Source organism: Kitasatospora sp. NPDC034023 (assembly GCF_055575795.1).
This window is the reverse complement of the sequence record NZ_JBVIRY010000021.1, coordinates 142,821-161,074: the sequence shown is the minus strand read 5'-3', so window position 1 is coordinate 161,074 and position 18,254 is coordinate 142,821. Positions and strand designations below refer to the sequence as shown.

Annotated in this window: 19 protein-coding genes; 14 read left to right on the top strand and 5 right to left on the bottom strand. The window is 73.6% G+C overall.

The genetic code is table 11. The features are described 5' to 3' along the window. Window positions 1-124: 124 nt before the first annotated feature. Window positions 125-1,120 (bottom strand): type I pantothenate kinase, encoded by a 996-nt coding sequence (coaA, locus tag ACZ52R_RS26490; RefSeq protein WP_360495053.1) that lies wholly within the window; start codon window positions 1,118-1,120, stop codon window positions 125-127. 99 nt (window positions 1,121-1,219) lie between these two features. Here coaA and glmS point away from each other — a divergent pair, with 99 nt between their 5' ends. From glmS to ACZ52R_RS26460, 6 genes are all read left to right on the top strand, one after another. Further along, window positions 1,220-3,076, top strand: a complete 1,857-nt coding sequence (gene glmS, locus ACZ52R_RS26485; RefSeq protein WP_360495056.1) for a glutamine--fructose-6-phosphate transaminase (isomerizing) — start codon at window positions 1,220-1,222, stop codon at window positions 3,074-3,076. A gap of 114 nt (window positions 3,077-3,190) precedes the next feature. Continuing rightward, window positions 3,191-4,666: an NAD(P)H-hydrate dehydratase gene (locus ACZ52R_RS26480; protein WP_465616189.1), complete on the top strand. Its 1,476-nt coding sequence runs from the start codon at window positions 3,191-3,193 to the stop codon at window positions 4,664-4,666. Between the two features lie 211 nt (window positions 4,667-4,877). Then, a complete protein-coding gene (gene alr / locus ACZ52R_RS26475; RefSeq protein ID WP_465754268.1) occupies window positions 4,878-6,077 on the top strand; it encodes an alanine racemase in 1,200 nt (399 codons plus the stop codon). Then, complete coding sequence (locus ACZ52R_RS26470; RefSeq protein ID WP_465754267.1) at window positions 6,074-7,357, top strand: alpha/beta fold hydrolase; 1,284 nt, start codon at window positions 6,074-6,076, stop codon at window positions 7,355-7,357. The genes alr and ACZ52R_RS26470 overlap by 4 nt, the downstream gene beginning before the upstream one ends. Before the next feature lie 109 nt (window positions 7,358-7,466). Then, window positions 7,467-7,973: a tRNA (adenosine(37)-N6)-threonylcarbamoyltransferase complex ATPase subunit type 1 TsaE gene (tsaE, locus tag ACZ52R_RS26465; protein WP_465616195.1), complete on the top strand. Its 507-nt coding sequence runs from the start codon at window positions 7,467-7,469 to the stop codon at window positions 7,971-7,973. A 128-nt stretch (window positions 7,974-8,101) separates the two neighbouring features. Next, on the top strand, window positions 8,102-8,296 hold the full coding sequence (locus ACZ52R_RS26460; protein ID WP_465616197.1) for a hypothetical protein: 195 nt from the start codon (window positions 8,102-8,104) through the stop codon (window positions 8,294-8,296). A gap of 41 nt (window positions 8,297-8,337) precedes the next feature. Here ACZ52R_RS26460 and ACZ52R_RS26455 read toward each other — a convergent pair whose 3' ends face one another. Beyond that, window positions 8,338-8,907 (bottom strand): hypothetical protein, encoded by a 570-nt coding sequence (locus ACZ52R_RS26455; protein WP_360495408.1) that lies wholly within the window; start codon window positions 8,905-8,907, stop codon window positions 8,338-8,340. Between the two features lie 153 nt (window positions 8,908-9,060). Between ACZ52R_RS26455 and tsaB the strand changes: the two genes are divergently transcribed. From tsaB to ACZ52R_RS26430, 5 genes are all read left to right on the top strand, one after another. Further along, complete coding sequence (tsaB, locus tag ACZ52R_RS26450) at window positions 9,061-9,723, top strand: tRNA (adenosine(37)-N6)-threonylcarbamoyltransferase complex dimerization subunit type 1 TsaB (protein WP_465616199.1); 663 nt, start codon at window positions 9,061-9,063, stop codon at window positions 9,721-9,723. Between the two features lie 23 nt (window positions 9,724-9,746). After that, window positions 9,747-10,253 carry a ribosomal protein S18-alanine N-acetyltransferase gene (rimI, locus tag ACZ52R_RS26445; RefSeq protein WP_465754270.1) on the top strand — a complete coding sequence of 169 codons (507 nt, stop codon included), beginning with the start codon at window positions 9,747-9,749 and terminating at the stop codon, window positions 10,251-10,253. Further along, window positions 10,246-11,349 carry a tRNA (adenosine(37)-N6)-threonylcarbamoyltransferase complex transferase subunit TsaD gene (gene tsaD, locus ACZ52R_RS26440; protein WP_465616201.1) on the top strand — a complete coding sequence of 368 codons (1,104 nt, stop codon included), beginning with the start codon at window positions 10,246-10,248 and terminating at the stop codon, window positions 11,347-11,349. Before rimI ends, tsaD begins: the two co-directional genes overlap by 8 nt. Next, window positions 11,349-11,609 carry a hypothetical protein gene (locus tag ACZ52R_RS26435; protein WP_465616203.1) on the top strand — a complete coding sequence of 87 codons (261 nt, stop codon included), beginning with the start codon at window positions 11,349-11,351 and terminating at the stop codon, window positions 11,607-11,609. The genes tsaD and ACZ52R_RS26435 overlap by 1 nt, the downstream gene beginning before the upstream one ends. 79 nt (window positions 11,610-11,688) lie before the next feature. Next, the gene (locus ACZ52R_RS26430) at window positions 11,689-12,600 is read left to right on the top strand and encodes a polysaccharide deacetylase family protein (protein ID WP_360495079.1); all 912 of its coding nucleotides are present in this window, start codon (window positions 11,689-11,691) and stop codon (window positions 12,598-12,600) included. A 32-nt stretch (window positions 12,601-12,632) separates the two neighbouring features. Here the strand turns inward: ACZ52R_RS26430 and ACZ52R_RS26425 are convergent, their stop codons facing one another. Together ACZ52R_RS26425 and ACZ52R_RS26420 are read right to left on the bottom strand one after the other, a co-directional pair. Next, the gene (locus tag ACZ52R_RS26425; RefSeq protein ID WP_465754266.1) at window positions 12,633-13,808 is read right to left on the bottom strand and encodes a THUMP-like domain-containing protein; all 1,176 of its coding nucleotides are present in this window, start codon (window positions 13,806-13,808) and stop codon (window positions 12,633-12,635) included. A gap of 17 nt (window positions 13,809-13,825) precedes the next feature. After that, window positions 13,826-14,140 (bottom strand): hypothetical protein, encoded by a 315-nt coding sequence (locus ACZ52R_RS26420; protein WP_465662425.1) that lies wholly within the window; start codon window positions 14,138-14,140, stop codon window positions 13,826-13,828. A gap of 249 nt (window positions 14,141-14,389) precedes the next feature. Here ACZ52R_RS26420 and groES point away from each other — a divergent pair, with 249 nt between their 5' ends. The 3 genes from groES (at window position 14,390) to ACZ52R_RS26405 (ending at window position 17,750) form a co-directional block, all read left to right on the top strand. Then, a complete protein-coding gene (groES, locus tag ACZ52R_RS26415) occupies window positions 14,390-14,695 on the top strand; it encodes a co-chaperone GroES (protein WP_014136232.1) in 306 nt (101 codons plus the stop codon). A 114-nt stretch (window positions 14,696-14,809) separates the two neighbouring features. Then, complete coding sequence (groL, locus tag ACZ52R_RS26410) at window positions 14,810-16,441, top strand: chaperonin GroEL (RefSeq protein ID WP_360495088.1); 1,632 nt, start codon at window positions 14,810-14,812, stop codon at window positions 16,439-16,441. 310 nt (window positions 16,442-16,751) lie between these two features. After that, the gene (locus tag ACZ52R_RS26405) at window positions 16,752-17,750 is read left to right on the top strand and encodes a LysR family transcriptional regulator (protein ID WP_465662423.1); all 999 of its coding nucleotides are present in this window, start codon (window positions 16,752-16,754) and stop codon (window positions 17,748-17,750) included. Window positions 17,751-17,847: 97 nt separating this feature from the next. Here the strand turns inward: ACZ52R_RS26405 and ACZ52R_RS26400 are convergent, their stop codons facing one another. Then, window positions 17,848-18,174, bottom strand: a complete 327-nt coding sequence (locus ACZ52R_RS26400; protein ID WP_049654358.1) for a WhiB family transcriptional regulator — start codon at window positions 18,172-18,174, stop codon at window positions 17,848-17,850. Window positions 18,175-18,254: the final 80 nt, after the last annotated feature.

Below are 18,254 nucleotides of genomic sequence, written 5' to 3'. Positions count from 1 at the left end.
CGGCAGACCACTCGCCAAAACCCGCATCTCACCCTTCGCAGCACTCCGCCCCGTTGGATGAGATCCAACGGGGCGGAGTTAACCAACAGCATCCGGGTTCCGGCGGGGGCTCTCTGTCGGGTCGTCAGAGTTTGCGCAGCAGCGCCCGGCGGACCTTGTGGTCCGCCCCCTTCTGCAGGATCAGGGTGGCCCGGCCGCGGGTCGGCAGCACGTTCTCCAGCAGGTTGGGCTTGTTGATGGTGCGCCAGACCTGTCGGCCGTACTCCATCGCCTCCTCCTCCGGCACCTCGGTGAAGCGGAGGAAGTAGGAGTTCGGGTCCTGGAAGGCGGTCTGCCGCAGCTTGCGGAAGCGGTCCAGGTACCAGTGCTCGATGTCGTCGGTCCGGGCGTCGACGTAGATCGAGAAGTCGAAGTAGTCGGCCACCGCGAGGCGGGTGCGCCCGTCGCTGCCGGGCAGGGCCGGCTGGAGCACGTTCAGGCCCTCGACGATCAGGATGTCCGGGCGCTCCACGGTCAGCCGCTCGTCCGGCACGATGTCGTACACCAGGTGCGAGTAGACCGGCGCGCTGACGCGCTCCTTGCCCGCCTTCACGTCCGCCACGAAGCGCATCAGCGCCCGGCGGTCGTACGACTCGGGGAAGCCCTTGCGGGCCATCAGGCCGCGGCGGCGCAGCTCGGCGTTGGGCAGCAGGAAGCCGTCGGTGGTGACCAGTTCGACCCGGGGGTGCTCGGGCCAGCGGGCCAGCAGCGCCTGGAGGAGGCGCGCGGTGGTCGACTTGCCGACGGCGACGGAGCCGGCCACGCCGATGATGAACGGGGTCCGGGTGCGTTCGGTGTCCGGGGTGTCCAGGAAGGTGCCCAGGGTGCCGCGCAGTTCGTGCGTGGCATGGATGTACAGGTTCAGCAGCCGTGACAGCGGCAGGTAGATGTCGCGCACCTCGTCGAGGTCGAGAGCGGTGCCCAGACCGCGCAGCCGTTCCACCTCCTCGGCGGTCAGAGGCAGCGGCGTTCGCTCGCGCAGCGCGCTCCACTCGGCCCTGCTGAGGTCGACGTAGGGGGACGGCGACGGGCCGGGCGTGGTGTCGCCCCGCGTACAGAGTTCGGTCAGCACATGCTCCATTGTGAGCCGTAGCGGCGTTCACGGTGGTTGTGGTGTCGGTCACGCAGCGTTCTCGCAAGGCGGGAATACGGCCACAGAACCGCCCTTATGCTGGCACGCATGTGCGGAATTGTTGGATACGTGGGCGCGCAGTCCGCCCTCGACGTAGTAATCGCAGGCCTGCAGCGCCTGGAGTACCGGGGTTACGACTCGGCCGGTGTCGCGGTGCAGGTACAGGACTCCGACGGGCAGTGGAGCCTGTCCACCGACAAGCGGGCCGGAAAGCTCGCCAACCTCGAGAAGTCGCTCGCCGAGGCCCCTCTGCCCGGCAGCACCACCGGCATCGGCCACACCCGCTGGGCCACCCACGGCGGCCCGACGGACGCCAACGCCCACCCGCACCTGGACGACGACCTGCGGGTCGCCGTGGTGCACAACGGCATCATCGAGAACTTCGCCCAGCTGCGGGCCGAGATCGCCGAGCGCGGCCACACCCTCCGGTCCGAGACCGACACCGAGGTCGTCGCCCACCTGCTGGGCGAGTCGTACCAGGGCGACCTCGCCGAGGCCATGCGGGTGGTCTGCCGCCGGCTGGAGGGCGCCTTCACCCTGGTCGCCGTGCACGCCGACGCGCCGGACGTCGTCGTGGGTGCCCGCCGCAACTCGCCGCTGGTCGTCGGCCGCGGCGAGGGCGAGAACTTCCTCGCCTCGGACGTCGCCGCCTTCATCGCGCACACCCGCGAGGCGATCGAGCTGGGCCAGGACCAGGTCGTCGAGCTGCGCCGCAGCGGCGTGACCGTCACCAACTTCGACGGCACCCCCGCCGACGTGCGTGAGTACCACGTCGACTGGGACGCCTCCGCCGCCGAGAAGGGCGGCTACGACTACTTCATGCTCAAGGAGATCGCCGAGCAGCCGAAGGCCGTCGCCGACACCCTGCTCGGCCGGATCGGCACCGACGGCCGGCTCACCCTCGACGAGCTGCGGATCTCCGACGCCGACCTGCGGTCGGTCGACAAGGTCGTCATCGTTGCCTGCGGCACCGCCTTCCACGCCGGCATGATCGCCAAGTACGCGATCGAGCACTGGACCCGCATCCCCTGCGAGGTCGAGGTCGCCTCCGAGTTCCGCTACCGCGACCCGATCATGGGCCCGGGCACGCTGGTCATCGCCATCTCGCAGTCCGGCGAGACCATGGACACCCTGATGGCCCTGCGGCACGCCCGTGAGCAGGGCGCCAAGGTGCTGGCGATCTGCAACACCAACGGCTCCACCATCCCGCGCGAGTCGGACGCCGTGCTGTACACGCACGCCGGTCCGGAGGTCGCGGTCGCCTCCACCAAGGCGTTCCTGACCCAGCTGGTCGCCTGCTACCTGGTCGCCCTCTACCTGGGCCAGGTGCGCGGCACCAAGTGGGGCGACGAGATCTTCGCCGTCATCAAGGAGCTCGGCGACGCGCCGAAGCAGCTCGAGCAGGTGCTGGAGACCATGGAGCCGGTGCGCGAGCTGGCCCGCTCCCTGGCCGACGCCCGCTCGGTGCTGTTCCTCGGCCGCCACGTCGGCTTCCCGGTGGCCCTGGAGGGCGCGCTCAAGCTCAAGGAGCTGGCGTACATGCACGCCGAGGGCTTCGCGGCGGGCGAGCTCAAGCACGGCCCGATCGCGCTGATCGAGGAGGGGCTGCCGGTCGTGGTGGTCGTGCCCTCGCCGCGCGGGCGGTCGATCCTCCACGACAAGATCGTCTCCAACATCCAGGAGATCCGGGCCCGTGGCGCCCGCACGATCGTGATCGCCGAGGAGGGCGACGAGGCCGTCGTGCCGTACGCGGACCACCTGATCCGCATCCCGGTCACCCCGACCCTGCTCCAGCCGCTGGTCTCCACCGTCCCGCTCCAGGTCTTCGCCTGCGAGCTGGCCACGGCCAAGGGCCACGAGGTCGACCAGCCGCGCAACCTGGCGAAGTCGGTCACCGTCGAGTAGGTCCGTGCCCGCCGGTGACGGCGCCCCTGCGGTGGCTGTGTCCTACCGCAGGGGCGCCGTCGTGCTTCCTGCGGGATAGCGTCGGCGGTAGCCGACCGCTGGAGGAGCGCCGTCATGCGTCATGCCCACCGTGTGGAAGCCGTCCGGGCCGCCGAGGCCGTGCTGATGGCGCGGCTGCCGGAGGGCACGCTGATGCAGCGGGCGGCCGTCGGGCTGGCGGCGACGTGCGCGCGGCTGCTGACGCGGCGTCGGGGACGGGTGTACGGCAGCCGGGTGGTGGTGCTGGCGGGCAGCGGGGACAACGGGGGTGACGCCCTGTACGCCGGAGCCGCGCTGGCCCGGCGCGGGGCGCGGGTGACGGCGGTGCTGCTCGCGCCGGAGCGGGCGCACCCGGGCGGGCTGGCCGCCCTGCGGGCGTCCGGCGGACGGGTGACGGCGGAGCGGGACGTCGGCCTGGCCGACTTCTCGCGCGCGGACCTGGTGCTGGACGGGATCGTCGGCATCGGCGGCCGGGGCGGGCTGCGCCCCGAGGCCCGGCCGTACACGGAGGCCGGGCGGCGCGGGGTGGTGGTCGCGGTGGACCTGCCCAGCGGGGTGGACGCCGACACCGGTGAGGTGCCGGGCGCGGCGCTGCGCGCGGACGTCACGGTCTGCTTCGGCACGTACAAGCCCGGGCTGCTGGTCGACCCGGGTGCCTCGTACGCGGGCGCCGTGCAGCTGGTCGGCATCGGGCTGGAGCCGCCGGAACCGGACGTGACGGCCCTGCAGCACGCGGACGTGGCGGCGCTGCTGCCGCTGCCGGGCGCGGAGAGCGACAAGTACCGGCGCGGGGTGGTCGGGGTGGCGGCCGGCTCGGCGACCTACCCGGGGGCGGCGCTGCTGGCCGTCGCCGGGGCGCTGCGGGGCGGCGCGGGCGCCGTCCGGTACGTGGGCGCGGCGGCCGAGGAGGTGGTGCGGCGCTTCCCGGAGACGCTGGTCACCGAGGGCGGACCGGCAGGGGCCGGGCGGGTGCAGGCCTGGGTGGTCGGGCCGGGCGGCGGCGAGGGGGCGCGGCAGGCGCTGACCGAGGCACTGGCGAGCGACGTCCCGGTGTTGGTGGACGCGGACGGGCTGACCGAGCTGGGCCGGCTCGGCCCGGCCGCGCTGGCCGGCCGCACCGCGCCCACCCTGCTCACCCCGCACACCGGCGAGGCCGCCCGGCTGCTCGCGGGCGCCGACGGCACCCCGCCGCCGGCCGCCGACGACCTGGCCGCCGCCCGGCTGGCCACCGCCCGCCGGCTGGCGGCCGTCTACCGCGCGACCGTCCTGCTGAAGGGCTCCACCACGGTGGTCGCCGACCCGGGCGGCGCCGTCCGGGTGAACCCCACCGGCACCTCCTGGTTGGCTACCGCGGGCAGCGGCGACGTGCTGGCCGGGCTGGCGGGCTCGCTCCTCGCGGCGGGCCTGTCGCCGCTGGACGCCGCCTCGGTGGCCGCCTACCTGCACGGCCTGGCGGGCCGCGAGGCGGCGGGGGCGCCGGGCGCGCCCGTGACGGCCCTGGCGGTGGCCGAGGCACTGCCCGCGGTCTGGCGGGCGGTCCGGGAACGCTAGCGGTGCGGCGGGCGGCCGGGGAGAGCCGGCGGTGCGGCGGATCGCCTGGGCGAGTCGGCGGAGCGGAACCGAACGCTCCGCTGCCGGCGTCCGAGCAGGCGGTGACGAGCGGTTCACCGCAGGTCCGTGCGGTGGGTGAGGCCCGGTCGTCGGCCGCCGCGCCGATGGGCCGTTCGGCGAGGACTCCGGGACGTCTGGGAGACTGACCCTGATGACAACTGCGAACACGATCGGCACCGCCACCCTCACCGACGGCGTACGGGCCGAGGCGACCATCGATCTCGCCGCCCTGCGCGGCAACCTCGCCGCGCTGCGCGAGCGCGTCGGCAGCGCGGCGGTGATGCTCGCGGTCAAGGCGGACGCCTATGGCCACGGTGCGGTCGAGTGCGCCCGCGAAGCGGTCGCCAACGGGGTCGGCTGGCTCGGCTGCGCGACGCCCGAGGAGGCGCTGGCGCTGCGGGCCGCGGGCATCCGTCCGCAAGACGCCCGGATCCTGTGCTGGCTGTGGACACCCGGCGGGCCGTGGCGCGAGGCGCTCCGCGCGGACCTGGACATCTCGGTCAGCGGCCAGTGGGCGCTGGACGAACTGCTCCCGGCCGTCCGCGAGACCGGCATCCCGGCCCGCGTGCACCTGAAGGCCGACACCGGCCTCGGCCGCAACGGCTGCCAGCCGCACGACTGGCCGCGGCTGGTGGCCGCCGCCCGGCGCGCCGAGGCCGAGGGGCTGCTGACCGTGGTCGGCGTCTGGTCGCACTTCGCGGCCGCCGACGAGCCCGGCCACCCGTCGATCCAGGCCCAGCTGGACTCCTACCGCACCGCCCTGGCCGCGGCCGAGGCGGCCGGGCTGCGCCCCGAGGTGCGGCACCTGGCGAACTCGCCGGCCACCCTGCTGCTGCCCGAGTCGCACTTCGACCTGGTCCGCACCGGCCTGGCCGCGTACGGACTGTCGCCGGTGCCCGAGGTGGGCTCGCCGGCCGACTTCGGGCTGCGCCCGGTGATGGCGCTGGGTGCGCGGCTGGCGCTGGTCAAGGAGGTCCCCGGCGGGCACGGGGTCAGCTACGGCCACCACTACACGACGCCCGGACCGACCACCCTGGGCCTGGTCCCGCTCGGCTACGGCGACGGCGTCCCCCGGCACGCCAGCGGCACCGGCCCGGTGCAGATCGGCGGCAAGTGGCGCACGGTGGCCGGCCGGGTGGCGATGGACCAGTTCGTCGTGGACCTGGGCGGGGACACTCCCCGGGTCGGCGACGAGGCGCTGCTGTTCGGCAACGGCGAGCGCGGCGAGCCCACCGCCGAGGACTGGGCCCGCGCCTGCGGGACCATCGCGTACGAGATCGTCACCCGGATCGGCGCCCGGGTACCCCGCCGCTACCTGGGCGGCAGCCACGCCGAGGACACGTCGGCATGACCGAGACACCGACCGGGGACGGAGCGGTCGCGGCGGTCGCCAAGGCGGCCGGCGCGGCCTCCGGGGTGAGCCGGGCGGGCGTGATCGGGATCTCGGTCGGCGTGCTGGCGGCCGGCGCGGCCGCCGGGGTGGCGATCGAGCGGCTGACCGTCGGGCGGGCGATGCGCCGCCGGGCCCGGGTCGAGCTGGACGCGAGCGCCCCGTACGGCTCGCTGCGCGGGCGCCCGAGGACGGTGGCCGCGCCGGACGGCACCGAGCTGTACGTGGAACTGGACGGCGCCGGCTGGGACCTGCCGGACGGTGACATCCACTCGTCCGAGCCGCTGACCGTGGTGTTCTGCCACGGCTACTGCCTCAACCAGGACAGCTGGCACTTCCAGCGGGCCGCGCTGCGCGAGGGCATGCGGCTGGTCTTCTGGGACCAGCGCAGCCACGGCCGCTCCGAGCGCTCCCGCTCGTACCTGGCGGGCGAGCCGGCCGGCATCGACCAGCTGGGCGGCGACCTCAAGGCGGTGATCGACGCCGTCGCGCCGACCGGGCCGCTGGTGCTGGTGGGCCACTCGATGGGCGGCATGACCGTGATGGCGCTGGCCGACCAGCACCCCGAGCTGTTCCGGGAGCGGGTCGCCGGGGTCGCCCTGATCGGCACGCTCGCGGGCGACTGGAACCAGGTGAACCTCGGCCTGCCCAAGGCCGGCGCGAAGCTGTTCAAGAAGGTCGCGCCCGGGATGGTGAAGCTGCTGGGCCGCCAGGTCGACCTGGTGGAGGCCACCAGGCGGCTGGGCTCGGAGGTGACCGCCGTCTTCTACAGGAGGTTCTCCTTCGGGAGCCGGGACGTCGACCCCGGCGTGGTGCGCTTCGCCGAGCAGCTGCTGGACGCCACCGCGATCGACGTGGTCGCCGAGTTCTACCCGGTGTTCGGCGCGCACGAGAAGTACGAGGCGCTGGCCGCCCTGCGCGGCCTGCCGGCCCTGGTGCTGGCCGGGACGAAGGACCTGCTGACGCCCTCGGCGCACAGCGAGGCGATGGCCGAGCGGCTGCCGGGCGCCGAACTGGTCCTGGCCGACGGTGCAGGGCACCTGGTGATGCTGGAGCGCCCGGAGCTGGTCGACCGCAAGCTGGCACTGCTGCTGCGCCGGGCCACCGACTTCGCCGGGGCCGCGCCGCTGCCCGGGGCCGTCCTCGACCTGGCCCGCGGACCGGCCGCCGAGAGCGCTGCCGAGCCCGCTGCCGGGACCGCTGCCGGGACGGCCACCGAACCGGCCGTCGACCCCGCCTGACGCCCCGTCCCGGCACCCGCCCGCCGCACCCGGGGGCGGCGATGTGGCACGGTAGCGGTGGCGGCCGGTGGTCGGTGCGCCGGTACGGACCGAAGGGCAAGACACGCGCATGGGCTCGCACGCCACTCTCACCGTCCCCACCCCGGAGCGGATGGGCCGGCTCGGCCGGGAGCTGGCCGCGCTGCTGCGGCCGGGGGACCTGGTGCTGCTCTCCGGCGAGCTGGGAGCGGGGAAGACCACGCTGACCCGGGGCCTGGGGGAGGGGCTGCAGGTCCGCGGGGCGGTGACCTCGCCGACCTTCGTGATCGCCCGGGTGCACCCCTCGCTGGTGGGCGGCCCGGCCCTGGTGCACGTGGACGCGTACCGGCTGGGCGGGGACCTGGACGAGATGGAGGACCTCGACCTGGACGTCTCGCTGCCGGAGTCGGTGGTCGTGGTCGAGTGGGGCGAGGGCAAGGTCGAGCGACTGTCCGAGGACCGGCTGGAGGTCCGGATCGAACGCGCCCTGGGCGACACCGCCGACGGGGACGACCAGGACCCGCGCCGGGTCCTGCTGACCGGCATCGGCCCGCGCTGGGCGGACGTGGAGCTCGCGAAGCTGGCCGGACAGGAGTAGCCCGCCGGACCGGAGCGGCGGCGGGTCGCGACATCTTGCCGACAGGCTGTCGGCAAGATGTTGCGGGCGGAGTACCGCGCGTGGTGGGATGGGTGCTGCGGTTAGGTCTGCCTAACTAGGGAGGCGCCATGTCGAGCACCACCCCCGCCCCGGAACGCGCCGTCCGCGCCGCCGGGGCCGGAGAGTCCGCCCGCTGCGCTCCGGGGGAGCCGATGCGGGCACTGCTGGCCGCCTGCGCGGCCGCCGAGGCGGTGTCCACCCCGCCCGAGCCGGAGCCGAGACAGGCCGAGGAGCCCGAGGCGAAGACGCCCCGGGCCGCGTGAGATCCGCCTGCGCGTGAGGTCGGCCTGCGCGTGCGGCGCCCTCAGGCGACCACGACCACCTTGGTGTCCTTCGGCGCGAAGTCCCAGAGCAGCTGCCCCTCGGCGCGGCCGCTGCGGATACCGCCGGTCTTGGCCTTCGGGTCGGCGGTCGGGGTCGCGCCGTCCACCGCCGCGCTGAAGCCGAACACCACGCCGGCCTGCTGCGCGAAGCGCACCACGTGCTCGATCTGCCGGCCGTCCGTCCCGGTGGTCGTCGCCGTGCGGCTGTACACCGCGTAGCTGCCAGGAGCCGGCTCGACCGTGCCCGGAACGACCTGGAAGGCGGCCGCGACCTGCGGGATCTTCTTCGGGTCGACCAGCCAGACGTAGTGGCTGCTCACTGAGTAGACCACCCGCGTGCCGGTGCCCGAGGTGGCCGGCAGCGGCGGGACGGTCGGGGTGGCCGAGGCGCTCGGCGCCGCGGCGGTGGCCGTGCCGGCCGCCGTGGTGGTGGCGGCCGAGGGCTTGGGAGCGCCCGCCCGGTCCTGGGCGCCGTTGGCCTGGAAGGCCAGCAGGCTCACCACCGCCAGGGCCCCCAGGGTCAGCCCCGTGACCACCACTCCAGGACCCATCTTCGCCACGTGCCGCTCCCGCTGCCGTCTTTTTACGTACCGCCTTATCGTGCCAGGTCCGTCCGTCGGGGTCGCAGCGCCTCGGATGTGTGTTCCCGGTCGGTACACCTTGCCGATCGGCCGGTCGGCCCAACGTCGGTCTAACCTTGACCCGTGCTGCTGCTCGCGTTCGACACCGCTACCCCCGCCGTCACCGCCGCCGTCCACGACGGCACCGCCGTCCTGGCCGAGGCCCACCAGGTCGACGCCCGACGCCACGGCGAACTGCTGCTGCCCGCGATCGACCGGGTGTTGAGGTCGGCCGGGGTGGACAAGCACCGGCTGACCGGCATCGCGGTCGGCGTCGGCCCGGGCCCGTACACCGGCCTGCGGGTCGGCCTGGTGACCGCCGCCGCGCTCGGCCACGCCCTCGGGCTGCCGGTGCACGGCGTCTGCACCCTGGACGCGATCGCCTTCCAGGCCCGGACCGAGGTCGAGGGCCTGAGCGGGGAGCCGTTCACGGTGGCCACTGACGCGCGCCGCAAGGAGGTCTACTGGGCCTCGTACGACGCTGAGGGCCGCCGCACCGAGGGCCCCGGCGTGGACCGCCCGGCCGAGCTGCCCCCGCAGCACCGCTCCGTCGGCGCCGGCGCGCTGCTGTACCCCGACGCCTTCCCGGGCGCGCACGGCCCCGAGCACGTGTCGGCCGGAGCCCTGGCCGGCTTCGCCGCCGCCGAGCTGGCCGCCGGGCGCGAGCTGCTGCCGAACGTCCCGCTGTACCTGCGCCGTCCGGACGCCCAGGTGCCGGCGGGCTACAAGGCGGTGCTCCCGGCGTGAACCACGGCACCACCCTGCGCCCGATGCGCTGGTGGGACATCGCGCCGGTGATGGAACTGGAGCTGCGGCTCTTCCCCGAGGACGCCTGGTCCACCGGGATGTTCTGGTCCGAGCTGGCCGAGGCCCACCCCGGCGGCACCCGCCACTACACCGTCGCCACCGCCGCCGACGGCGCGATCGTCGGCTACGCCGGGCTGATGGCGATCGCCGGCGAGGGAGACGTCCAGACCATCGCCGTCGACGACCGCCACCAGGGCGGCGGCCTCGGCACGGCGCTGCTCACCGACCTGATCCGGGAGTCCGCCCGGCGCGGCTGCGCCGAGCTGCTGCTGGAGGTGCGGGTGGACAACCCGCGCGCCCAGCGGCTGTACGAGCGCCACGGCTTCGAACCGGTGGGCATCCGGCGCGGCTACTACCAGCCCGCCAACGTCGACGCGCTGGTGATGCGCCTCGACCACCCGAGCCCTGACCGCACTGACCGCACCGACAGCACCGACCCGAAGGACATTGAGGACACCCCCCATGGCTGACGAACCGCTCGTCCTCGGCATCGAGACCTCCTGCGACGAGACCGGCGTCGGCATCGTGCGCGGCACCACGCTGCTGGCCGACGCGGTCGCCTCCAGCGTCAACGACCACGCCCGCTTCGGCGGCGTCGTCCCGGAGATCGCCAGCCGCGCCCACCTGGAGGCGATGGTCCCGACCATCCAGCGCGCCCTGGACACCGCCGGGGTCAAGGCGAGCGACCTGGACGGCATCGCGGTCACCGCCGGCCCCGGCCTGGCCGGCGCGCTGCTGGTCGGCGTCAGCGCCGCGAAGGCGTACGCCTGGGCGCTGGACAAGCCGCTGTACGGGGTCAACCACCTCGCCTCGCACATCTGCGTCGACCAGCTGGAGCACGGCCGGCTGCCCTCGCCGACGATGGCCCTGCTGGTCTCCGGCGGGCACTCCTCGCTGCTGCTCAGCGAGGACATCACCAGCGACGTCCGCCCGCTCGGCGCGACCATCGACGACGCGGCCGGCGAGGCCTTCGACAAGGTCGCCCGGGTGCTCGGCCTGGGCTTCCCCGGCGGCCCGGTGGTCGACCGGACGGCCCGCGAGGGCGACCCCAAGGCGATCGCCTTCCCGCGCGGCCTGTCCGGCCGGAACGACCCCGCGTACGACTTCTCCTTCTCCGGCCTGAAGACCGCCGTCGCCCGCTGGGTGGAGGCCAAGCGCCGGGCCGGCGAGGAGGTGCCGATCGCCGACGTGGCGGCGTCCTTCCAGGAAGCCGTCACCGACGTGCTCACCCGCAAGGCCGTCAAGGCGTGCAAGGACAACGGCGTCGACCACCTGATGATCGGCGGCGGTGTGGCGGCCAACTCGCGGCTGCGCGAGATGGCCCAGCAGCGCTGCGACCGGGCCGGCATCCGGCTGCGGGTGCCCCGGCCGGGCCTGTGCACCGACAACGGCGCGATGGTCGCGGCGCTCGGCGCCGAGATGGTGTGGCGTGACCGCGCGCCGTCCGCCTTCGACCTGTCGGCCGACTCCTCGCTGCCGGTGACCGAGGTCCACGTCCCGGCTGCCGGCCTCGGGCACGAGGACGTCCACGGCCGGGCCTACGACGCCCTCGGCGGCGGCGCCTGATGACCGTCGCCGCGATGTGGGAGGCCCGGGCGGCCGACGGCCGCGCGGCCGAACTCGCCGCCTGGGTACGGGAATCGGCGCTGCCCGCGCTGCGCGGTACGGCCGGTCTGGAGCGCCTCGAACTGTTCTCCGCCCCGGGCGAGAGGGTGCTGCTGATCACCTGGTGGAGCGGCGAGCCGGCGCCGGTCGCCGACCCGCCGGCCGTGCTGCTCGGCCGCCCGGTGCACCGCTGGTCCTTCACCAGCGAGCACGTCGAATAGTCCTGTGCGGGGAACCACGGGCCCGCCGCTACCGTGCATAGCTGAGAGAAAGCTGGACGGAAGCCGGGAGCGCGGTGCGGTGAGCAGGAACGGGCGGAGCAGGACCAGGACCAGGACCTACGCGGCGGGAGCGCTGGCCCTGCTGGCCTTCGCCACCGCGTGCGGCGACAACGGAGGCGGCGGCGCCCCGGCCGCCACCACGGCGCCGCCGGCCGCGCCCCGGCCGACCGGAGCCGCCCCGGCCGGCGGGGGCGCCTCCCCGGGCGCCACCACCGGGGCGGTCGCCGGCGCGGCGGCCTGGGCGAAGTGGAACCTCACCCCGCTCGCGCCCGCCCCGGCGGCGCCCGCCGACAAGCCCGTCAAGCTCGAACGGACCGGCCCGGTGCCGGTGTTCAGCGACGTGAAGACGACCGACAAGGTGGTCTTCATCACCATCGACGACGGCGCCGAGAAGGACCCGAAGTTCGTCGAGATGCTGACCGACCTCAAGGTGCCGATCTCGATGTTCCTGACCAAGGACATCGTCAAGAACGACTACGGCTACTTCAAGCCGCTCCAGGCGCTGGGCAACCACATCCAGAACCACACCGTCACCCACCCGGTGATGAGCAAGCTGTCGCCGGACAAGCAGAAGTCCGAGATCTGCGACGACCAGGCCGCGCTCACCCAGCAGTACGGCACCGCCCCGCTGCTGTTCCGCCCGCCGTTCGGCGACGGCGCCAACACCCCGACGCTCAACACCTCGGTGCAGGAGTGCGGCCCGCGCGCGATCGTGCTGTGGCGCGAATCGATGCAGATCCACGACATGCAGTACCAGGCCGGGGACAAGAAGCTGAAGCCCGGCGACATCATCCTGGCGCACTTCCGCGGCCCCAAGGAGCTCAAGGGCGCCACGATGACCCAGATGTTCGGCGACCTGCTGGCCCGGATCCAGGAGCAGGGCTTCTCGGTGGCCCGGCTGGAGGACTACATCCAGGCCCCCGCCTCGTAGTCCGCGTAGGCCCCGTAGGGCCCCGTAGGCCGCTACGACGCGCGGACCGGCTGCCCCAGCATCATCAGCGGGCCGTGGTCGGTCCGGCTGAGGATCACCGTGACGGTGTTCGGGCCGGAGGGCTTGAGCTGGCGGCGCAGCTCCTCCGGGGTGATCGCCATCCCGCGCTTCTTGATCACCACCGTGCCGACCCCGCGCTCGCGCAGCAGCGCCTTCAGCTTCTTGATGTGGAAGGGCAGCACGTCGGTGAGCTCGAAGGCGTGCGCGTACGGGGTGGCGACCAGCTCGTCCGAGGTCAGGTAGGCGATCTTCGGGTCGATCAGCCGGCCGCCGACCTGCTCGGCGACCTCGGCCACCAGGTGCGCCCGGATCACCGCGCCGTCCGGCTCGTACAGGTAGCGCCCCACCGGGCCGGCCGGCGGGTCGGGCAGGTCGCCGCCGGTCAGGACGGCGCCCTGCGGCAGCAGGGTGGCGCGGTGCGGGTGGGCGGCCTTGGTGCCGAACCAGAGCACCGCCTCCTTGACGTCGCCGTGGTCGGACACCCACTCGGCCTCGGCGTCCGCCGGGACGGCCTCGTGCGGGATGCCCGGCGCGACCTTCAGCGCCCCGATCGGGGCCCGCCGGCCGGCCTCGACCGCCCAGGAGAGCGGCGGGGCGTACGCCTCCGGGTCGAACACCCGGCCGCGCGAGGTCCGCCGGGCGGGGTCGGTGAACACCGCGTCGTAGCCGGCCACGTCCACGTCGGCGACGTCCGCGCAGCGCACCTCGACCAGCTCGGCCAGGCCCAGCGCGGCGGCGTTCGCGGCGGTGGCGGCGCAGGCCGCCGGGTCCTTGTCGACGGCCAGCACCTCGATGCCCGCCCGGGCCAGCGCCAGCACGTCCCCGCCGATGCCGCAGCACAGGTCCGCCAGCCGCCGCACGCCCAGCTCGGCGAACCGCCGCGCCCGCCACTCGGCGACGCTGCGCCGGGTGGACTGCTCGACCCCGTTGGGCGTGAAGTACATCAGGTCGGCGTCCGCCCCGAACTTCGCCCGCGCCCGCTGCCGCAGCCGCGCCTGCCCGAAGGCCGCCGACACCAGCTCCGCCGGGTGCTCGCGCCGCAGCCGGGTGGCCAGCGCCAGCTCCTCCTCGGGGGTGAACTCGCGCAACTCGGCGAGCAGGGCCTGGCCCTCGGGCGTCAGCAGCGGCTGGAGGTTCTCGGTGTCCACGGGGCCATTCTCGCGGGTCACAGGCCGGGGTAGTCCGCCATCGCCCAGCCCGGCACAAGGAAGGGCGCCACGGCGGCGGCGGCCGGCAGGACCGCGTACCCGGCACGCCGGGTACGGAAGGCGACGGACAGGGGCACTCCGAGGCCGGCGGCCACGCCGATGAGCAGCCCGACGGGGACGATCACGTCCGCCGCGTCCGTGGCGGCGAAGCCGAGCCGGAGGGTCAGCCAGAACGCGACGAGCGGGATCACCGCGAGCACCGGCAGGAGAACCGCGGAGAGCAGGATGTCGTCGGTGCGGGACGGTCCTACGCGTACCGGGGTATCGGTCATGGCACGAGTGTGTCGAGCGGTCGGCCGGGCGCACATGAGTACGAGTACTCATCCGTCATTCCCGGACCTCACGGGCGCGTCGTTGGCACTCTGGTTGACTGAGTGCTAACACAGGCCTATGGTCGTCCTTGGCACTCCCCACCGGGGGAGTGCTAATGCGAGAACGTGTGTCTGACCCCCGCGACGGCAGACCCGCAGGCTCGCCCTACCCGTTAGAAAACCCCGTAATCTCCGAAGGGGAGCTCGGACGTGACCACCAGCAGCAAGGTTGCCATCAAGCCGCTCGAGGACCGCATTGTGGTCCAGCCGCTCGACGCCGAGACCACCACGGCCTCCGGCCTGGTTATCCCGGACACCGCCAAGGAGAAGCCCCAGGAGGGCGTCGTCCTGGCCGTCGGCCCGGGCCGCTTCGAGGACGGCCAGCGTCTGCCGCTCGACGTCGCCGTGGGTGACATCGTCCTGTACTCGAAGTACGGCGGCACCGAGGTGAAGTACCAGGGCGAGGAGTACCTGGTGCTCTCCGCTCGCGACGTTCTCGCCATCATCGAGAAGTAAGTCGTCCCCGACCCGCCCCGGATCCGTGTCCTTCGTGACAGTGGCCCGGGGCGTGGTTGTTGGTTCACGTAGTTCGGCGGCCGGGCCGGCCGCAGCCCCGAGGGAATAGGGAACATGGCGAAGATCCTGCAGTTCGACGAGGACGCCCGCCGCTCGCTGGAGCGCGGTGTCAACAAGCTGGCCGACACCGTCAAGGTGACCATCGGCCCCAAGGGCCGCAACGTCGTCATCGACAAGAAGTTCGGCGCCCCGACCATCACCAACGACGGTGTCACCATCGCCCGCGAGGTCGAGCTGGACGACCCGTACGAGAACCTTGGCGCGCAGCTCGTCAAGGAGGTCGCCACCAAGACCAACGACGTCGCGGGTGACGGCACCACCACCGCCACCGTGCTGGCCCAGGCCCTGGTCAACGAGGGTCTGCGCAACGTCGCCGCCGGTGCCGGCCCCGCCGCCCTGAAGAAGGGCATCGACAAGGCCGTCGCCGCCGTCTCCGAGCACCTGCTCTCCATCGCCCGCGAGATCGAGGGCAAGGACGACGTCGCCGCCGTCGCGTCCCTCTCCGCGCAGGACACCCAGGTCGGCGAGCTGATCGCCGAGGCGATCGACAAGGTCGGCAAGGACGGTGTCATCACCGTCGAGGAGTCGAACACCTTCGGCGTGGAGCTGGACTTCACCGAGGGCATGCAGTTCGACAAGGGCTACCTGTCGCCGTACTTCGTCACCGACGCGGAGCGGCAGGAGGCGGTCCTGGAGGACCCGTACATCCTGATCAACCAGGGCAAGATCTCCTCCATCCAGGAGCTGCTGCCGCTGCTGGAGAAGATCCTGCAGGGCGGTGCCACCAAGCCGCTGCTGATCATCGCCGAGGACGTCGACGGCGAGGCGCTGTCGACCCTGGTCGTGAACAAGATCCGTGGCACCTTCAACGCCGTCGCCGTCAAGGCCCCGGGCTTCGGCGACCGCCGCAAGGCGATCCTCGGCGACCTGGCCACCCTGACCGGCGGCACGGTCATCTCCGAGGAGGTCGGCCTCAAGCTCGACCAGGTCGGCCTGGACGTGCTGGGCACCGCCCGCCGCGTGACCATCACCAAGGACGAGACCACCGTCGTCGACGGTGCCGGTGACACCGAGGCCGTGGCCGGCCGCGTCGCCCAGATCAAGGGTGAGATCGCCGCCACCGACTCCGACTGGGACCGCGAGAAGCTGCAGGAGCGCCTGGCCAAGCTGGCCGGCGGCGTCTGCGTCATCAAGGTCGGCGCCGCCACCGAGGTGGAGCTGAAGGAGCGCAAGCACCGCCTGGAGGACGCCATCTCGGCGACCCGTGCCGCGGTCGAGGAGGGCATCGTCGCCGGCGGTGGCGCCTCCCTGGTCCACGCCGCCAAGGTGCTGGACGGTGGCCTGGGCCTGTCGGGTGACGAGGCGACCGGTGTCGCGGTCGTCCGCAAGGCGCTGCACGAGCCGCTGCGCTGGATCGCCCAGAACGCCGGCCTCGAGGGCTACGTCATCACCCACAAGGTCGCCGAGCTGGAGACCGGCCACGGCTACAACGCGGCCACCGGCGAGTACGGCGACCTGCTGAAGGCCGGCGTCATCGACCCGGTCAAGGTCACCCGCTCCGCCCTGGAGAACGCCGCCTCGATCGCCTCCCTGCTGCTCACCACCGAGACCCTCGTGGTGGAGAAGAAGGAGGAGGAGGCCGACAACGGTCACGGCCACTCCCACGGTCACGGCCACTCGCACTGAGGTCCGAACCACTGACCGGAGGCCCGGTCCGCACCCCGCGAGGGGTGTCGGGCCGGGCCTCCGGCTGTTACTCGCCCACTCGCCTCCGGGGCGCTCTGACCCGGTGTCGACGGTCGGCGCTCCCTCGCTTCTCCCTTTCGGCACCGGCGCGCCCCTTCGGCTCGGGGCGGTTACTCGCCCGCTCTCCCGTGACGCCGCTCGGGGCGCTTGCTCGCCCGCTCGCCCGTGACGCCGCTCGGGGCGGCGCGGCTTGAGGCTTCAATCATCAGTAGAATTTTGCAGAACGCAAAGATTGCCTTATAACTAAGGCATGATCGAGGCCCGCCATCTGCGCGTCCTGCGTGCCGTCGCCCGCACCGGCTCCTTCTCCGCCGCCGCCCGTGAGCTGGGGTGTACGCAGCCTGCCATCAGTCAGCAGATGAAGGCCCTGGAGAAGTCCGTGGACACCCCGCTGGTGGTCCGCTCGGGCCGCGGGATGCAGCTCAGCGAGGCCGGGCGGGTCCTGCTCAAGCATGCCACCGGGATCCTGGCGGGGCTCTCCGCCGCCGAGGAGGAGGTGGCCGCGATCGCCGGACTGCGGGCCGGCCGGGTGCGACTGGTCTCCTTCCCGACCGCGAGTTCCACCCTGGTGCCGCCCGCCGTAGCCCGGCTGCGGGACGGCCATCCGGGGGTGCGCGTGTCGCTGGTCGAGGCGGAGCCGCCGGAGTCGCTGGCGATGCTGCGCGGCGGCGAGTGCGAGATCGCGCTGGCCTTCCGCTACCCGCAGTCCGACGGCGCGGCCGCGCTGCCGGTGTCCGCGCACAGCACCCCCCGCGAGGCGCGGGCCGAGGCCAACCTGGAGGCCCAGCAGCTGTCGGCCGGGACCGACTGGTCCGATCTGGTGGTCACCCCGCTGCTGGACGACCCGCTGGTGGGCCTGCTGCCCGCCGCCCACCCGCTGGCCGGGCGGGGCGGGCCGGTGGAGCTGGCCGAGCTGGCGGGGGAGCAGTGGATCGCCGGCTGCCCGCAGTGCCGGGGGCACCTGGTGGAGCTCTGCGCGGGGGCCGGATTCGAGCCCCGGATCGACTTCGCGACGGACGACTACCCGGCGGTGGTCGGCCTGGTGGCGGCCGGGCTGGGGGTGGCGGTGCTGCCCCGGCTGGCCCTGCAGTCGGTGCGCCCTGACGGCGTGTCGACGGTGCCGGTGCGGACGGCTTCGGGGGCGCCGGCGGTTCGCCGGGTGGTCGCGCTGACCCTGCCGGACCTGGCCGAGGTGCCGGCTGTGGCCTTGATGCTGGAGCGGCTGGCCGAGGCGGCGGGCGCCCGCTGACGGTGGGTGACGGAACTCCCGTAGGTCCCGTACCGACTGTGAGCGGGCTGAGGCGCCGCGAAGAAACGTTTCTTCACGGCGCGTCGTGGAGGCGGGTCTAGCGCTGCGCGACCGCCGGCGGGGCCAGTGGGACCTCCACCAGCCGGTGCCGCGAGCGTCCCAGCATCTCCTCGCGCTCGTCCTCGGTCATCCCGCCCCAGACGCCGTACGGTTCGCGGACCGCCAGGGCGTGCGCCGCGCATTCGGCGATCACCGGGCAGCGCATGCAGACCTCCTTGGCGCTGGCCTCGCGCGAACTGCGCGCGGCCCCGCGCTCGCCCTCCGGGTGGAAGAAGAGCGAGCTGTCCACGCCACGGCAGGCTGCGGAGAGCTGCCAGTCCCAGAGGTCCGCATTGGGACCGGGGAGGCGGGAGAAATCTGCCATGGCTCATTCCCTTCAGAGGCCGTCGGCCGCAGGCCGGGAACTCGGCGGGCTGCTGCCGAGCGGTACGGCGGGGCTTCGAT

Bases quoted from the DNA above. Each gene is read 5' to 3' on its own strand.
- coaA (WP_360495053.1), bottom strand. From the start codon at position 1,120: ATGGAGCATGTGCTGACCGAACTCTGTACGCGGGGCGACACCACGCCC.
- glmS (WP_360495056.1), top strand. From the start codon at position 1,220: ATGTGCGGAATTGTTGGATACGTGGGCGCGCAGTCCGCCCTCGACGTA.
- ACZ52R_RS26480 (WP_465616189.1), top strand. From the start codon at position 3,191: ATGCGTCATGCCCACCGTGTGGAAGCCGTCCGGGCCGCCGAGGCCGTG.
- alr (WP_465754268.1), top strand. From the start codon at position 4,878: ATGACAACTGCGAACACGATCGGCACCGCCACCCTCACCGACGGCGTA.
- ACZ52R_RS26470 (WP_465754267.1), top strand. From the start codon at position 6,074: ATGACCGAGACACCGACCGGGGACGGAGCGGTCGCGGCGGTCGCCAAG.
- tsaE (WP_465616195.1), top strand. From the start codon at position 7,467: ATGGGCTCGCACGCCACTCTCACCGTCCCCACCCCGGAGCGGATGGGC.
- ACZ52R_RS26460 (WP_465616197.1), top strand. From the start codon at position 8,102: ATGTCGAGCACCACCCCCGCCCCGGAACGCGCCGTCCGCGCCGCCGGG.
- ACZ52R_RS26455 (WP_360495408.1), bottom strand. From the start codon at position 8,907: ATGGGTCCTGGAGTGGTGGTCACGGGGCTGACCCTGGGGGCCCTGGCG.
- rimI (WP_465754270.1), top strand. From the start codon at position 9,747: ATGCGCTGGTGGGACATCGCGCCGGTGATGGAACTGGAGCTGCGGCTC.
- tsaD (WP_465616201.1), top strand. From the start codon at position 10,246: ATGGCTGACGAACCGCTCGTCCTCGGCATCGAGACCTCCTGCGACGAG.
- ACZ52R_RS26435 (WP_465616203.1), top strand. From the start codon at position 11,349: ATGACCGTCGCCGCGATGTGGGAGGCCCGGGCGGCCGACGGCCGCGCG.
- ACZ52R_RS26420 (WP_465662425.1), bottom strand. From the start codon at position 14,140: ATGACCGATACCCCGGTACGCGTAGGACCGTCCCGCACCGACGACATC.
- groL (WP_360495088.1), top strand. From the start codon at position 14,810: ATGGCGAAGATCCTGCAGTTCGACGAGGACGCCCGCCGCTCGCTGGAG.
- ACZ52R_RS26405 (WP_465662423.1), top strand. From the start codon at position 16,752: ATGATCGAGGCCCGCCATCTGCGCGTCCTGCGTGCCGTCGCCCGCACC.
- ACZ52R_RS26400 (WP_049654358.1), bottom strand. From the start codon at position 18,174: ATGGCAGATTTCTCCCGCCTCCCCGGTCCCAATGCGGACCTCTGGGAC.